Origin of the sequence: Buttiauxella agrestis, assembly GCF_900446255.1 — a bacterium.
Classification (GTDB): Bacteria; Pseudomonadota; Gammaproteobacteria; order Enterobacterales; family Enterobacteriaceae; genus Buttiauxella; species Buttiauxella agrestis.
The window spans coordinates 1,733,222-1,747,949 of the sequence record NZ_UIGI01000001.1 but is presented as its reverse complement, the minus strand read 5'-3'; the positions used below and the strand labels follow the sequence as shown (position 1 = coordinate 1,747,949).

At 48.4% G+C, this 14,728-nt stretch carries 13 protein-coding genes, 1 tRNA gene and 1 pseudogene; 4 read left to right on the top strand and 11 right to left on the bottom strand.

What is annotated here, in order from left to right; genetic code table 11:
- Nucleotides 1–110: 110 nt before the first annotated feature.
- From DY231_RS08285 to DY231_RS08260, 6 genes are all read right to left on the bottom strand, one after another.
- Nucleotides 111–1,553 (bottom strand): EmmdR/YeeO family multidrug/toxin efflux MATE transporter, encoded by a 1,443-nt coding sequence (locus tag DY231_RS08285; RefSeq protein ID WP_115627956.1) that lies wholly within the window; start codon nt 1,551–1,553, stop codon nt 111–113.
- A gap of 199 nt (nt 1,554–1,752) precedes the next feature.
- Nucleotides 1,753–2,472: an ABC transporter ATP-binding protein gene (locus DY231_RS08280; protein ID WP_115627955.1), complete on the bottom strand. Its 720-nt coding sequence runs from the start codon at nt 2,470–2,472 to the stop codon at nt 1,753–1,755.
- Nucleotides 2,469–3,344, bottom strand: a complete 876-nt coding sequence (locus DY231_RS08275; protein ID WP_034496433.1) for an ABC transporter ATP-binding protein — start codon at nt 3,342–3,344, stop codon at nt 2,469–2,471. The genes DY231_RS08280 and DY231_RS08275 overlap by 4 nt, the downstream gene beginning before the upstream one ends.
- The gene (livM, locus tag DY231_RS08270) at nt 3,341–4,633 is read right to left on the bottom strand and encodes a high-affinity branched-chain amino acid ABC transporter permease LivM (RefSeq protein WP_115627954.1); all 1,293 of its coding nucleotides are present in this window, start codon (nt 4,631–4,633) and stop codon (nt 3,341–3,343) included. The genes DY231_RS08275 and livM overlap by 4 nt, the downstream gene beginning before the upstream one ends.
- 11 nt (nt 4,634–4,644) lie before the next feature.
- Nucleotides 4,645–5,559 carry an ABC transporter permease subunit gene (locus DY231_RS08265; protein ID WP_034496437.1) on the bottom strand — a complete coding sequence of 305 codons (915 nt, stop codon included), beginning with the start codon at nt 5,557–5,559 and terminating at the stop codon, nt 4,645–4,647.
- A gap of 140 nt (nt 5,560–5,699) precedes the next feature.
- A complete protein-coding gene (locus tag DY231_RS08260; protein WP_115627953.1) occupies nt 5,700–6,821 on the bottom strand; it encodes a branched-chain amino acid ABC transporter substrate-binding protein in 1,122 nt (373 codons plus the stop codon).
- Between the two features lie 529 nt (nt 6,822–7,350).
- Between DY231_RS08260 and DY231_RS08255 the strand changes: the two genes are divergently transcribed.
- Both DY231_RS08255 and DY231_RS08250 read left to right on the top strand, forming a co-directional pair.
- A tRNA-Asn gene (locus DY231_RS08255) sits at nt 7,351–7,426 on the top strand.
- Between the two features lie 137 nt (nt 7,427–7,563).
- A complete protein-coding gene (locus DY231_RS08250) occupies nt 7,564–8,262 on the top strand; it encodes an RluA family pseudouridine synthase (protein WP_115627952.1) in 699 nt (232 codons plus the stop codon).
- 71 nt (nt 8,263–8,333) lie between these two features.
- Here DY231_RS08250 and DY231_RS08245 read toward each other — a convergent pair whose 3' ends face one another.
- The 3 genes and pseudogenes from DY231_RS08245 to DY231_RS08235 all read right to left on the bottom strand — a co-directional run.
- Nucleotides 8,334–8,816, bottom strand: a complete 483-nt coding sequence (locus DY231_RS08245) for a glutathione peroxidase (protein ID WP_115627951.1) — start codon at nt 8,814–8,816, stop codon at nt 8,334–8,336.
- A gap of 91 nt (nt 8,817–8,907) precedes the next feature.
- Nucleotides 8,908–9,696: an aminoglycoside phosphotransferase family protein gene (locus tag DY231_RS08240; protein WP_115627950.1), complete on the bottom strand. Its 789-nt coding sequence runs from the start codon at nt 9,694–9,696 to the stop codon at nt 8,908–8,910.
- Between the two features lie 165 nt (nt 9,697–9,861).
- A pseudogene (locus tag DY231_RS08235) lies at nt 9,862–10,065 on the bottom strand (GrpB family protein); the annotation flags it as partial.
- 204 nt (nt 10,066–10,269) lie between these two features.
- Here DY231_RS08235 and catA point away from each other — a divergent pair.
- Nucleotides 10,270–10,947 carry a type A chloramphenicol O-acetyltransferase gene (catA, locus tag DY231_RS08230; RefSeq protein ID WP_115627949.1) on the top strand — a complete coding sequence of 226 codons (678 nt, stop codon included), beginning with the start codon at nt 10,270–10,272 and terminating at the stop codon, nt 10,945–10,947.
- Between the two features lie 27 nt (nt 10,948–10,974).
- Here catA and DY231_RS08225 read toward each other — a convergent pair whose 3' ends face one another.
- Together DY231_RS08225 and DY231_RS08220 are read right to left on the bottom strand one after the other, a co-directional pair.
- Complete coding sequence (locus tag DY231_RS08225) at nt 10,975–12,903, bottom strand: putative bifunctional diguanylate cyclase/phosphodiesterase (RefSeq protein WP_115627948.1); 1,929 nt, start codon at nt 12,901–12,903, stop codon at nt 10,975–10,977.
- A gap of 17 nt (nt 12,904–12,920) precedes the next feature.
- On the bottom strand, nt 12,921–13,415 hold the full coding sequence (locus DY231_RS08220; RefSeq protein WP_115627947.1) for a putative pterin-binding protein: 495 nt from the start codon (nt 13,413–13,415) through the stop codon (nt 12,921–12,923).
- A gap of 529 nt (nt 13,416–13,944) precedes the next feature.
- Between DY231_RS08220 and DY231_RS08215 the strand changes: the two genes are divergently transcribed.
- Entirely contained in the window at nt 13,945–14,484 is a 540-nt protein-coding gene (locus tag DY231_RS08215) for a hypothetical protein (protein WP_115627946.1), read from the top strand.
- Nucleotides 14,485–14,728 lie beyond the last annotated feature (244 nt).

Sequence of the window (14,728 nt, the reverse complement as noted above, 5' to 3'; positions counted from 1 at the left end):
AGAGACAGTTGATGGTGATAGATATCATGGTTTTAAACGAAAATTGCCCTGTGCGTATAATAAACACACAGGGCAATGAAGATAGCGTTCAAAAGCTTCCAGTAAGAGCTTTATTCTGTTTGTGAAAGCGGTTCTTTTTTGAGACGCGGGTATTTCTTAAGCCAGCGGCCGCTGACCATTCGCCAGTAGAAGAATACGCCGCGCACCGTCCAGTCGAAGAACATCCCCATCCACACCCCGACCACGCCCATTCCCAGCACGATACCGAGCGTGTAGCCCGCCACCACGCGGCAACCCCACATACTCGCCATCGAAACCCACATGGCAAAGCGTGCATCGCGAGCGCCTTTCAGCCCGGCAGGTAAAACCCAGGATGCGGCCCAAATCGGCATAAACGCGGCATTCAGCCAAATGAGGATTTTGACCACCTCTTTTACGTCATCTTCATGCGTGTAAAACGAGGCCATCAATCCGGCGAATGGTGCCGTTCCCCAGGCGATGATCGTCAGTCCCAGAGTGGATAGCCAGAACACGTGGCGCAGTTGCCTTTCGGCCTGGCCAATTTGCCCTTTCCCCAGGCGTTTGCCGACGATAATAGTTGAGGCAGAACCTAAGGCGTTACCCGGCAGGTTAATTAATGCCGCAATCGAGAACGCGATAAAGTTACCGGCAATGACATTCGTCCCCATCCCGGCGACAAACATTTGCGTGAGTAATTTCCCGGCATTAAACAGCACCGACTCAATGCTGGCCGGAATACCAATCCCCAGCACTTCCCACAGAATGCCAACTTTGAGTGGTCGGAAATAACTTTTCAGCGAGATGCGCAGCGACGGCGCAAAGCCCGCCACTAACACATAAACAAAAGCGAGCGCACCGATATAGCGCGAAATGGTTAAGCCCAGGCCAGCGCCAAAAAAGCCCAGACCGTTCCAGCCCATCGCGCCGTAAATCAGGATACTACTGATAATAATGTTGAGAATGTTCATCCCGCCGTTAATTAATAACGGGATTTTGGTATTCCCTGCCCCACGCAACGCGCCGCTGCTGATAAGCGCAATAGCCGCCGCCGGGTAACTCCACACCGTGGTTTGCAGGTAGGAAAGTGCCAGCGCTTTCACTTCCGGCGTTGCCGCTCCGGCGATAACGTTTACGACATGCTCACCCGCCAGGTGAATGCCCGCCGCAAGTCCTATGGCGATAATCGTCATTAATATCAGGGACTGACGTGCCGCATCACGTGCCCGTTTCGGGTCACGCTTGCCAAGACTGAAAGCAACCACCACCGTCGTGCCGAGATCGACTGCGGCGAAGAACGCCATGATGACCATGTTGAAGCTATCGGCCAGCCCGACGCCTGCCATCGCCTCTTTTCCCAGCCAACTCACCAGGAAGGTGCTCAACACCCCCATCAATAAAACGCAGGTGTTTTCCAGGAAGATAGGCACCGCAAGGGGTGTAATTTCGCGCCAGAACAAGACTCGATAGCTTTTACGTTTGGCGTACCAGCGTGTTTTAGCCACGCGCTGGCGAAGTGCTGCTTGTAAGTTCAAGATTGACCTTGGGGGGAGAAGTGAAACCACATTTCAAATAATGATTTACAATCGCTTATCCTGCAAAGTATTTATTAAAAATTTGTCCCGAGTAGCGGTGGATGACGCTTCGCTTATCCCCCCTACAAAACCCGATCCGTAGGTTGGATAAGCGTTAGTTTTCGTAGGTCGGATAAGCGCAGCGTCATCCGACAGGATATCAACCGTGGCCACCCAGATAAGCCTTGCGCACTTCCTCATTCCCTAACAACTCCGCACCGCTGCCGCTCAACCTAATTTGCCCGTTCGCCATCACGTAGCCCCGGTCAGACAGTTTCAGGGCGTGGTGCGCGTTTTGTTCAACCAGAAAAATCGTCATGCCGTTACGCGCCAATTCACGCAGCGTCTGGAAAATTTGTTTCACCACAATCGGTGCCAGGCCCAGGCTCGGTTCGTCTAAAAGCAATAATTTAGGGCGGCTCATCAGTGCGCGGGCAATCGCCAGCATTTGCTGCTCGCCACCGGACATGGTCATCGCCCTCTGTTTACGGCGCTCTTTCAAACGCGGAAACAGATCAAACATGGTTTGCAGATCCTGCGCGGCGTATCGATCGCCGATGGGAATCGTGCCCATCAGCAGGTTTTCTTCAACCGTCATATCCGGGAAAATGCGTCGCCCTTCCGGCGCTTGCGCAATGCCGCCCGACGCCACGAAATGGGTCGATTTATGGCTGATGTCGTCGCCGCGAAACAGGATTTGCCCGCCACGAATGCGCGGCTGGCCAAAGATCGACATTAATAACGTCGATTTCCCCGCCCCGTTTGCGCCAATCAGCGCCACGGTTTCCCCTTCGTTAACCTGCAACGAAACCTGTTTTAGCGCCTGAATCGCACCGTAATACACGTCCACATTGCGAAACTCCAGCATCGCCTCACTCATACACTGACCTCGTCTTCGTCGGTGCCCAGATAGGCGGCAATCACTTTTTCGTCGTGTTGGATTTGCTCAGGTTTACCCTCGGCAATCACATCCCCGTGGTCGAGCACGATAATGTGGTCGGAAATTTCCATCACCATGCCCATATCGTGTTCAATCAGTAAAACGGTGATGTCATGATGGTCACGCAGGAAGCGGATAATTTTACTCAGCGTGCGCGTTTCCACCGGGTTCAGACCCGCTGCCGGTTCATCCAGACAAATCATCTCCGGCGCGGTGCACATCGCCCTGGCAATTTCGAGCCGTCGCTGTTGCCCGTAAGACATCTCCCCCGCAAGGCGATTGGCGCAATCCACCAGCTCAACCACTTCAAGCCAGTAAAATGCACGATCCAGGGCGCGGCTTTCGGCGCGTCGATAGGCGGGCGTGTTCAGCACCCCGGCGAGTAAATTGCGGTTTACCTGCATGTGCTGCGCCACCAGCAGGTTTTCCACCACCGACATTTCGCGGAACAAACGGATATTCTGAAAGGTTCGCGCAAGACCCGCGCGGTTCACCAGATGCGTGCCGCCGAACATTTTGTAGAACAGACGCGAGCCCAATTGCGCCGGGTTTATCCAGTCACCGGGCTGGAATTTCTGCCCGAGTATCTGAATCACATTGGTGGTTTTGTCGCGCGTATTGAACAAAATATTGCCGCCTGAGGCCTTGTAAAACCCGGTCAGACAGTTGAACACCGTAGTTTTGCCCGCGCCATTGGGGCCGATCAGCGCGGTAATTGACCCACGCCGCACTTCAAGATTCACATCGTTCAGCGCCTTTATGCCGCCAAAATGCATCATTAAATGTTCAACGCTTAAAATCATTTCGCTCATGGCGCCACTCCCTTTCGCACCACATAGCCGCTGCGGTTGATGCGAATCAGGCCGCGTGGCCGCCAGATCATCATCACCACCATCAACATGCCAAACAGCAGCACGCGATATTCTGCGAAACTGCGCAGCAATTCTGGCGTCACCGTCAGCACAAACGCCGCCAGCACCACGCCAATCGTCGAGCCCATTCCGCCGAGGACGACAATGGCGAGGATCAATGCCGATTCAAAGAAAGTGAACGATGTCGGGTTAACAAAGCCCTGATAAGTGGCGAAGAAAACGCCAGCGATCCCTGCGGTGGAAGCGCCGAGGGTGAAAGCAGAGAGCTTCACCAGCACATGGTTCAGCCCCATAGATCGACAGGCAATTTCATCTTCACGCAGCGCTTCCCAGGCACGACCAATCGGCATGCGCGTCAGGCGGTGTTTGATGTACAGCACCAGCAACACCACCAGCACCAGAATGGCGTAGATAAAGATAAACTTTAGATTGGGGTTATAGGTGAGATGGAAGAATTCGTGGAACGGCACGCCACCTTCTTCTTTTGCCCGCCGCCCAAATTCAAGACCAAACAGCGTGGGAGGCGGTGCGGAAATCCCGTTCGGGCCACCGGTAAACGTCAGCCAGTTATTGAGCACCAGGCGGATAATTTCCCCGAAGCCGAGGGTCACAATCGCCAGATAATCGCCATGCATACGCAACACCGGGAAACCGAGCAGCGCACCCGCCGCCGCCGCCAGCAATGCCGAAAGTGGCAGCATCGACCAGAAACCCAAACCGAGATACTGGTAGCCGAGCGCCAGGCCATACGCGCCTATGGCATAAAAAGCGACGTAACCTAAATCCAGCAATCCGGCGAGGCCGACGACGATATTTAAACCTAAACCGAGCAGAACATAGATCAGCCCGAGAATCGCCACGGTCAGCACATATTTGGTGGCGACAAACGGGAAGCAAACCGCCAGCACCAACACCAACGGGATTATCCAGCGCAGACGACTTTTATAGTCCGGCGGGCGCACATATACGCCTGAGTTATCGGTTTCAAAGCGGCTGAGAAAGCGGGTTCCCACGCCGGTTGTCAAAAAAGCACTCAACAGAAAACGCCCGGCCATCACCGCCGCGATAATCATCACCAGGCGCTGGCCGTCGAAGTTAAAACTGTAACCATCCAGCACCACACCGACAATCGGGCCAAAAATGATTAACGCCACCAGACCGGCGAAAACCGCATCCAGCAAGCAGCGTTTGAGGGAAAAACCTTCATGCAATACCGTTTCTGCTGTCATTTTTTGCTCCCTCACACTTTGGCAACGATCGGGCGACCAAGCAGCCCTTGCGGCCGGAAAATGAGGATCACCACCAGCAACCCAAACGAGAAGACATCTTTATAATCAGAATTCACCATGCCGGAGAATTGCGCCTCGGCAATTCCCAGAATCAGGCCGCCTAACATCGCGCCGGGTAACGAGCCAATCCCCCCGAGCACCGCCGCCGTGAACGCTTTAATGCCGATGATAAAACCGGCGTAGAAATCAAAAGTGCCGTAGTTCATGGTGATTAACACGCCCGCCAGTCCGGCCATCGACGCGCCAATCACAAATACAATCGAGATAATTCGGTCAGTGTTAATCCCCAGAATCGAGGCCATTTTGCGGTCCTGCTGCACCGCGCGGCACATGCGCCCCAGGCGTGTGTTGCCGATAATCCAGGTGAGCAACAGCATGCCGGCAAACGAGGCAATCAAAATAAACACTTTGGTGTAGGTGATTTGCACAAAACCTTCGCCAATATGGAAGCGGAACACGCCATCAAGCATGGTGGGAATGCCCTGCTGACGCGGCCCCTGGCTGATTTGCGCGTAGTTTTGCAGGATGAGCGACATGCCGATTGCGGAGATCAGCGGCGCTAAACGGGTGGAGTTGCGCAGCGGTTTGTAGGCGATGCGCTCAATCGTCCAGCCATATACGCCCGTCACCACAATGGTGAATACCAGCGTGCCGAGGATTAATAACGGGAACGAGTGAATGCCGAAGAACGACAGCAGCGCCAGGCCGATGGCGCACAGATATGCGGAGATCATATACACTTCGCCGTGCGCGAAGTTAATCATGCCAATAATGCCGTAAACCATGGTGTAGCCGATGGCTATCAACCCGTAAACGGACCCTAGCGTTAAGCCATTTATCAACTGTTGCAGGAAGAAGGCATCCATAGTTTGGCAGTCTCTTTTAGTGCGGCGGACAAACTTCTTTTGTCGGTCGGGTAAGCGTCGCGTCACCCGACACTTTCACCAGCAATGACCGGCGAAAATGGTGGATGACGCTGCCGCTTATCCCCCTACAAATCCCAATACTATTGGACTTCTTTGTATTTGCCCTTGTCGTCCCACTGATAAACCACGTAATCCGAGACTTTCAAATCGCCCTTCTCATCCCAGGCTTTTTTACCCATCACGGTATCGACCGGATTGGCTTTTAACCAGGCGCTGGCTTTGGCGGAGTCGGTGCCGCCGGTGGCTTTGAAGGCCGCAGCAATCGCCTGAACGGAGGCGTAGGAATAGAGGGTGTAGCCTTCTGGCTCGAATTTGCTGGAGCGGAATTTATCGATAACGGCTTTGCCGTCCGGGATCAAACGCGGATCTTTCCCGAAGGTCATATAGATACCGTTGGTGTATTGCGGACCGCCTGCCGCTGTGACCATCTCTTCGTTCACGATACAGTCGCCGGAGAAGAATTTGGCCTGCACGCCCTGCTCACGCATCTGGCGCACCAGCGGCCCGGCTTCCGGATGGCAACCGCCGAAGAACACTACGTCGGGTTTTTGCGCACTGATTTTTGTCACCAGCGCGTTAAAGTCTTTTTCGCCGCGCGACAAACCTTCATACATCACGTCATTGACGCCACGTTTGGCGAGCGCGGCTTTGGTCGCATCGGCCAGCCCCTGCCCGTAAGTGTCTTTATCGTGAATGATCACCACGCGTTTGGCTTTGAGCTTATCAATAATGAAATCGCTGGCGACCTTCCCTTGCTGGTCATCACGCCCGCACATGCGGAACATATCGTTCATCTTGCGCTCGGTGATAAGCGGGTTCGTTGACCCAGGGGTGATAGCCAGGATCCCCGCGTCGTTATACACCTCGGACGCAGGCATTGTAGAAGATGAACAGAAATGTCCGACCACGGCTTTGACTTTATCCTGATCAACCAAACGGTTAGCGACGGACACCGCCTGTTTCGGTTCACAAGCATCATCACCCTGCACCAGTTTGATTTTTTCGCCGTTAATCCCGCCTGCGGCGTTGATATCTTCAGCGGCCTGCGTCGCGCCATGCCAGTATTGATCGCCATAAGTGGCGTTCGGCCCGGTGAATGGCCCGGCAACACCAATCACAATATCGGCCTGGGCGGAGAACGCCGTCACCAGACAACCTGCCAACACAAGAGAAAGAGGACTTCTGATTAATTTCAGCGACATTTGTATGTTCCTTAGCAAAGAAGCAAAGAGGTTTATGCACAACGGTTAAAGACCATTCACAAGCAAAAACACGAACGAGTACAAATTGGACTATCCAGACAAAATCCTGTGATTTACGGCGGGGTTTCCTTACGGGGTATCCTTACGATTTCACGGCCCTGAACATTAAGCAAAATGGCTGCCAATGTTGTTAACCGGATGTCATTGTTTCGACATATGTCAGTATAGAGCGCGGTTGAAAGCGGCCAGGTATCACAGATTGAAATTACAGCGGGGATCACATCTGCTTAACAATAAAGCAGAAAAGTTGAGAATTACGCCGCTTTGCACCAATAAAGAGCTTACTGATGAAGTGGTTAATCATGCTTAAGGACGTGAGTTTGCGTGAAATGAGCAATGGATGATTAAGACCAGGACAATTCGCCTTAATACTCAACAAGTTGACTATAAAAAGAGCAAACAAAATTCTTTTTCGCGAACCCTTTGACATGCCCCCTGCTTCTCGTTAATATGCGCCCCGTTACACAATTCCTCTGTAGTTCAGTCGGTAGAACGGCGGACTGTTAATCCGTATGTCACTGGTTCGAGTCCAGTCAGAGGAGCCAAATTCGAAAAGCCTGCTTAGGAAACTAAGCAGGCTTTTTTTGTGTCTGGTGATTGGGGCTAAAATCCGAATAACCCAATTCGCCTGCCGGTTTAAAGTTCGCTATTATCCGCTTCCACTCTCCATCCAGGCAGTCTGATGTCTACGATTATCGATAATTTTATTGCCCCGCCGTGCCATGAGCAGATTGAGACGCTCTATCAGGACGAACATCTGGTACTGATCAATAAACCTACCGGGCTGCTCAGTCTATCGGGGAAAAACCCGCAAAATCTCGATTCAGTGCATCATCGTCTGGTACAAGAATTCCCCGGTTGCACCCTGGTGCATCGCCTGGATTTCGGGACTTCCGGGCTGATGGTGATTGCGCGCAATAAAGCCATCAACGCCGCTCTATGCCAACAATTCAGCCAGCGCGCAGTCACCAAAGTCTACAGCGCACTGCTCTGTGGGCATGTGAGCGACAACGTAGGGGTGATAGACGCAGCGATTGCCAAAGATCCGACGCTGTTCCCGCTGATGTCGATTTGCGCCATCAACGGCAAGCCTGCACGTTCGGGCTATCGGGTCGTTGAACGCTTTTACCATGAGCGGGAAGACGGGACGTTACTGCCATTGACGCGGGTAGAACTTACCCCGGAAACCGGGCGTACTCATCAACTTCGCATTCACTGCCAGCAACTGGGCCACCCTATTTTGGGCTGCGATCTATATGGCGGCCTGTTGTTGCCAGGAACTGAACAGACTCCGCGGCTAATGTTGCACGCCAGTGAGCTGGATTTTGTTCATCCGGTTAGTGGTGAGTTGATTAAAGCGCGCAATGCGAGTCCGTTTTGAATAACAATTCTCTGTTTTAAGCAAGGTCGCCTTTTTGTGATGACTTTGTTTGCGCTGAATGACCGAAACACTTAGATTTCCAGTGCGGCAAGGATTGAGGTTTCCATTTTCTCTGGGGTGGTGAACGGTGCAAAACGCTTGAGCGGTTTACCGTCGCGTCCGATCAGGAACTTAGTGAAGTTCCACTTGATCCGTCCACCCAGCACGCCGGGCAATTCGTTTTTCAGATAACGGAACACCGGGTGCGCTGCGGTTCCGTTGACCTCTACTTTCTCGAACATCGGGAAGCTCACACCGTAGTTGATGTGACAGGTCTGCGCGATTTCGTCGGCGCTGCCGGGTTCCTGTTTACCAAACTGGTTGCAGGGAAAACCAAGCACCACCAAACCATGGGTGGCGTACTTTTTGTAGAGCGCTTCAAGCCCAGCGTATTGTTTCGTGAAGCCACAAAGGCTGGCGGTATTCACGACCAGAACCACTCTACCTGCGTAGTCGTCCAAAGAGATAAGCTGGCCGCCCAGACTGGTAGCTGTAAGTTGATGAAAGGGGGTCATATCGGAATCCTCAAAGCAGAGCCTGCTCCAGATTGCGCGGCAGGTCTGGAATCGTATGTAATACATCAGTAGACTAGTGGGGTTAAAAACATCAAAGCATTTTTAAATTGTTATCTAACCAGGCAGGAAGATTTTCTCTGTACCAGCTGAGATAGAATTGAAAATCACTTTTCTGCCGCTCATTAAGCAATACGACTACCTCGGTAACAATCCATGCTTTAGCAATCGCAATTTCTTTAGCTAAATCATTAGGATTATAATTACGCGATATACAGGCATAGCGTTCAGCAAACTCAATAAATTTTTGCTCAGAACCCATTCCCTTTATAAGTGGGGCAAGGTCAATAGCTGGGCTGCCAGTGCTGAATCTTTCCCAGTCAAAAAGAACGAAATCACCACCATCCCTTTTTCCCCAATTACCCGCATTACTGTCGCCGGAAATTAAGCACTGACCACTAAACAGAACATCACTTGCCTGCTGAAAGCACCATAATTGTTTTGCTGCCCTGCCAGGTAATGCCAACAGCATGAGAGATTTTTCGAGGTCTGCTTCTGACCAGGTGTGATTGTGATAAACCCAAGAAGGGTCAGGTCGATAGCCATGTAAGCGAGACAGAATTGACAACACTTCATCCCGTCCAACTTCGTCCTGATCAACCTGGTGTGGGATATATTCCAGTCTTAACTTGCGTATGGATGGATCGGCAGACAACATCTTTGGCGTGGAAATGTCTACTTGAGCGAGATGCCTGGCTGTGTGTTGATAAAAACTAAACTCGACATCACTGACAGGACATTTTTCGATTACCTGATGACCTGCTTCATCAACCAAAAGCGTCACTTTGGCAGTGCCCATGCGCGATAAATTATCAACAGACATACATTTTGCCTTTAACCTTGACCGATTGGTTAATTCAGAGGCGTTTGAGTTTAGCGCAATCTGCAAATCATGCAGTCAAACAGCCTCTCTATAGATAGCATAGTGTGAAGTGTACACCGTCCGCCCCTGCCTGTGAGTTCAACTAATGGATGCAACACAGTGGTTAAATCGCTCTGCTTCCTCCCTGTTTTTTATCAGATAATCACGGAAAGCCAGATGTTTTACGACTTGCATATCACCCACTGCGAATGCATGCACCTGATGGCTGCGCTTATCACCACCCTTAATAAAATATCGGCGCCCGCGAATTCCGTTCTCACCACGCGCAATATATCCGGCTCGTGTCATTGCAGAATGATATTTGTCTAAATAGGAAAACACCAGTAAATTGCACAATCTACTTTTATTACCTGATATAAGAAATATTCAAAACCCCCTTCCCTCCTGTATAAAGATGAACTACGCTCAAAAATGCGTTCGCTACCAAAACGGGTTGCGTCCTATATGTTTACTTAATTCATAAAAAAACTTAGACTAACATCTGATATATAATTTACAATCAAAGGTTAAAAAATGGAAAAAACAACTCTGGAATATACACCTGTTGACTTATCTCGTTGGGCAAGGAAGGAGCATTTTGAGGTATTCCAGTCATTTGCTCAAAGTACAATTAACCAAACTGTCCTGATAGATATTACCGAACTGCTAAAACATATAAGGGAAGCTGGCTGGAAGTTTTACCCTACTATTATTTTCCTTCTTTCTAAAATAGTAAACAGTCATACGGAGTTCCGTATGGCCATAAAGAACAATGAGCTTGTCATATGGAATGAAATTCATCCAAGCTATACCATTTTCCATAATGAAACGGAGACCTTTTCATCATTATGGAGTCACTACGATGGCAACATTCATCACTTCCAGGACGTTTATTCAGAAGACGTTGCACGTTATGGTAATAACCTTTCTTATTGGCCTAAAGAGGAGTCTCGGGAAAATATATTTTTCGTCTCGGCTATTCCTTGGGTAAGTTTCACCAGTTTTAATATCAATGTTGCTAACATGCAGAACTTTTTTGCCCCCATGTTCACTCTGGGAAAATACTACGAACAAGATGGAAAAGTATTGTTACCTCTCGCTGTTCAGGTACATCATTCCGTGTGCGATGGTTTCCATGTGGCAAGACTGATCAATGAGTTACAAGAGATGAGTGATGGCATCAAACATCTTTCAGCGGAACTCAATGCTTGATGCGCCAGAAGTCTTGAAGACCTCCATTTAACCGTATCTGATTTTCCCATCTATATAAGGCTGAGGTTTACCAAACAGATAGCCTTGTATGAAATCACAGCCCAGCAACTGAAGGCTTTCCAGTTGCTCCTGTGTTTCAACACCTTCCGCAACGGACTTCATATTGAGGGATTTCGCCATGCCGGTGATGAGCCTGATAATATTAAGGGCGTCTTCCTGTGTCGATATCGAATGCACAAAGGATTTGTCTATTTTGATTTTATCGAAGGCAAGCCTACTGAGGCGCGAAAGAGAAGAATAACCGGTACCAAAATCATCGAGGGAGATTTTCACCCCCAGAGCGCGCAGCCTGTTAAGCGTATTCATCGGCGTATTGCTCTCAGTAAAGAGAGAGGATTCTGTCACTTCCAGTTCAAGACGCTCAGCGTGAAGTCCTGTTTCGTTCAGAATGGACAACACCATTCCGGCAAAGGTTTTACTGCTTAGCTGAACTGGAGAGACATTGACTGAAATTTTAGTCGGAACCACCCAGGAAGCAGCTTCCCGGCAGGCCATTTCAAGCACCGATTTCCCCATCTCATTAATCATTCCTGTTTTTTCAGCCACAGGAATAAAGCTGTCCGGCGACAGAAGTCCCTTCTGAGGATGTATCCAACGAATAAGGGCTTCATAACTGTAAATTTCCTGGCTGAAAGAATCGACAATAGGCTGGTAGTAAACCACGAATTCTTTATTCACTAACGCCAGTGCCATATCGTGCTCAAGGGTTCGGCTTTCTTGCAGCTTATCTAACATCCATTGCCGGAAGACTTTTATCTTACCAGCGCCTTCCTTTTTGGCTTCATAAAGGGCCAGATCGGCAAATTTATAAAGATAGTCGGAGCGGCGTTCAGTGTCTGAGATAACAATACCGACACTGGTGGTTATATTGATAATCGTATTATTAATAGTGTAGGGCTGGCTGATAATATTGCATATATTTTGGGCTTGTGAAACGGCACTGCTCTCCGTCAGGCCACTCGAGAGAAACGCAAACTCATCCCCGCCTAAACGATAAAGCGTATCGGAAGTCAGGCCCATTGAAATAAGACGGTGTGATATCTGACGTAATAACATATCACCGACATCATGACCATACGTATCATTGACCTCCTTGAATCGATCTAAATCAAACAACATCACATTCACAGAATTATTGCTTTTTACGGCGTTCTCGATAGTTTCATTTAAATTCCCCCAGAAAAAATGGCGGTTATTCATCTCTGTCAGAGAGTCATGGTAGACGTCATACTCCAACTTTGTATTCTGGACTTGCAGTTTTTCTTTAGATTCTTGCAATGCTTCAGCCAGACTCTTTACCTGAAGATGCGCCTTCAGAATATTTCTGTTTTGATAAAATATCAGCACGCCAAGTATCGCACTCATTATTATCAGCAATAAAGACGTCGCTGAGTAAATATAGTACAGGGTTTTAATTTTGAGGTTGGCGTTATTAATCGAGTTGATATCTTTGTCTAAAGCGCCAGAAGACAGACGACTCAGTTGTGCATCCAGCGTCTGCATTCTTTTCAGGTATGTCTGGAGTTCTGAGCGGTTCATTTTCTCAAGATGAATATCCAGATACTCAAGTGTCTTTTCAAGCTGTAGAGCCAGTGTATGTTGGGCTTTATTACTTTCTATGTAATCCCGCAAATCACCTTCTTTCATTAAATCACTCTGGCTGAGCATAATGTCGAGACGCATGCGCACATCATCCAGCGTCATCGTATCATCGATAGTGTAAAGGCCAAGCAACGACTCGAACCGGTAATATTCCGATACCATCTGTGCAGCAGACCACGAAGCGGCGTAGTGAGTCAGTTTCTGTAACTCTTGTTGCCTTTCATGCACAAGGAAAGAGATATATGCGGTCGATATAAAAAGGAAAAAAATGATGCCAGCCAGAATTCTGTTCATGTTCGTGTTCTGACCCCTTACTCAATATTCATTCTGCTGACCTGCCAGGCTGACCTTGAATAATAAATCTGATTATTCAACTCAGGAATGCTGTCATAGGGGTAAACAACAAACAACGGGCCTTTATCACGGATACGCATATATTCTCCGTTGATTTTTAAAGCAAGGATAACATTGTATTTCTTAAAATCATTGAGGGGGATTTCGGTGGTGTAGTCATTGAGTGCAGTGACCTTAACAACAGAACCTTTCGCTCCGACATAATTCATGAGCTTTTGCAGTGGAATACCCGTAAAGGTAGTGCGGCCATCATACCAGGGAGAAGTGGTCTGAAAGCTGACCATACCCAGTTTTTCAAGGCTGGCGAGATCAAAAACGGCTTTTCCACCTTCATTTGTATTTTCGATATTACCAGACAGCGTTAAAAGGATTTTACCGGCAGGTCTGGAAAATTCACCCGCCCAGACCTGTGTGGTGAGCGCAAAGCTTAAAAGCATGACAATTAATCGCATTCTGACCTCGTATATCAACCGGATGTTAAAGAATTATAATTTAGTTACTGTGCTATTTATATATGCTCCAGGACTATTATTGATGCAATCATTTCACCAATATTTTAATTCATTAAAATCAACTAGTTAAGAAACGCTTTCTTTTTATATTGATTAACAAAAGTCGATGCCGTTATTTGATATACATATTACAGCGTTGCGCTTGTACAAAAAAAAGCCACTTATTTACTCACTGCAAATAAACACACAGCAATATAAAGGTTTATTTGTTTGTGAGCTGGCGGGAATTTGTGCCCCATCCGCTTTTGCATGGAGTGGACGGGCATGGTGCTGAGGGACCGCTAAGAGCGAAGGGCGGAAGTCCGTAGTAGATCTCGTAGCCAAATAGTCACATTACTAACATTGCAGCGTGTTAATCAACGGGGAGCAGACCAGGATTCTGTTCACCATACTGGTGACTTGAGATATCCCTTGATAGAATGGGGTAACTAATGATTTTCTTATAAGCATAGACATGACAGGAAATGCAATGCGGTCAACAATAAAATCCTCATTAATTATATTAACAATGCTACTAAGTGGATGTACGAAACATGAGGTTGTAGTTAACCATTTTAATGATAGAACTTCCGGAGATACTGCCGAGGTAAGAATCATCGGCTTTACAACATATTCGCATCTTTGGGACGGATATGATTGTAACCAACCCTATACGATGCCACCAAAAGGCTGGTATCCCCATGTTCGGCAGACTTTCGAAAAACAGTCCGTATATATTGATAAGGGCTTTAAAAAATCATCACTTCCAAAAAATAAGTATCCTCTAGACATGGCAGAGTACCATGTTCGCTCAGGTAAACTACTCACTTTTTGGGCCAGCAATCATTTAAGTGATCAAAGATCATGTCAAAAAATGATAACAATACGTCCTGAGAAAGATCATTTGTATGAGTTCCGTAATTCTAACGATCAGAATATGTGTTATTTTGAGGTTTATGAAATCAATAAATCAACTGGAACTGTCAAGGTGATGAAAGCAACAGATTACAGCGACTTGTGTCATAAATAATTACTTAGGCTGAACTAGCTGCTTTGCTATATATGTAATCAATAACAGTAAAACATCAGAGCTAATGGACCGTTTCACGCCCTGGCACAAAACTGCCTGTTAAAAGGATCGGATCTGCTATGAACGAAGAGCGGAAGGCAATTCAACACAACGATTTAAGTTATCCTGCTGGCCGCTTAACGGTTTTGTCCACCTAAAGATAATTCGCATTGCCGAATGAATCTGCGTACCCAAAAATTCTATA

Coding starts and splice junctions, on each gene's coding strand:
- DY231_RS08280 (WP_115627955.1), bottom strand. CDS start 2,472: ATGAGTGAGGCGATGCTGGAGTTTCGCAATGTGGACGTGTATTACGGT.
- DY231_RS08275 (WP_034496433.1), bottom strand. CDS start 3,344: ATGAGCGAAATGATTTTAAGCGTTGAACATTTAATGATGCATTTTGGC.
- livM (WP_115627954.1), bottom strand. CDS start 4,633: ATGACAGCAGAAACGGTATTGCATGAAGGTTTTTCCCTCAAACGCTGC.
- DY231_RS08265 (WP_034496437.1), bottom strand. CDS start 5,559: ATGGATGCCTTCTTCCTGCAACAGTTGATAAATGGCTTAACGCTAGGG.
- DY231_RS08260 (WP_115627953.1), bottom strand. CDS start 6,821: ATGTCGCTGAAATTAATCAGAAGTCCTCTTTCTCTTGTGTTGGCAGGT.
- DY231_RS08250 (WP_115627952.1), top strand. CDS start 7,564: ATGTCTACGATTATCGATAATTTTATTGCCCCGCCGTGCCATGAGCAG.
- DY231_RS08245 (WP_115627951.1), bottom strand. CDS start 8,816: ATGACCCCCTTTCATCAACTTACAGCTACCAGTCTGGGCGGCCAGCTT.
- DY231_RS08240 (WP_115627950.1), bottom strand. CDS start 9,696: ATGTCTGTTGATAATTTATCGCGCATGGGCACTGCCAAAGTGACGCTT.
- catA (WP_115627949.1), top strand. CDS start 10,270: ATGGAAAAAACAACTCTGGAATATACACCTGTTGACTTATCTCGTTGG.
- DY231_RS08225 (WP_115627948.1), bottom strand. CDS start 12,903: ATGAACAGAATTCTGGCTGGCATCATTTTTTTCCTTTTTATATCGACC.
- DY231_RS08220 (WP_115627947.1), bottom strand. CDS start 13,415: ATGCGATTAATTGTCATGCTTTTAAGCTTTGCGCTCACCACACAGGTC.
- DY231_RS08215 (WP_115627946.1), top strand. CDS start 13,945: ATGCGGTCAACAATAAAATCCTCATTAATTATATTAACAATGCTACTA.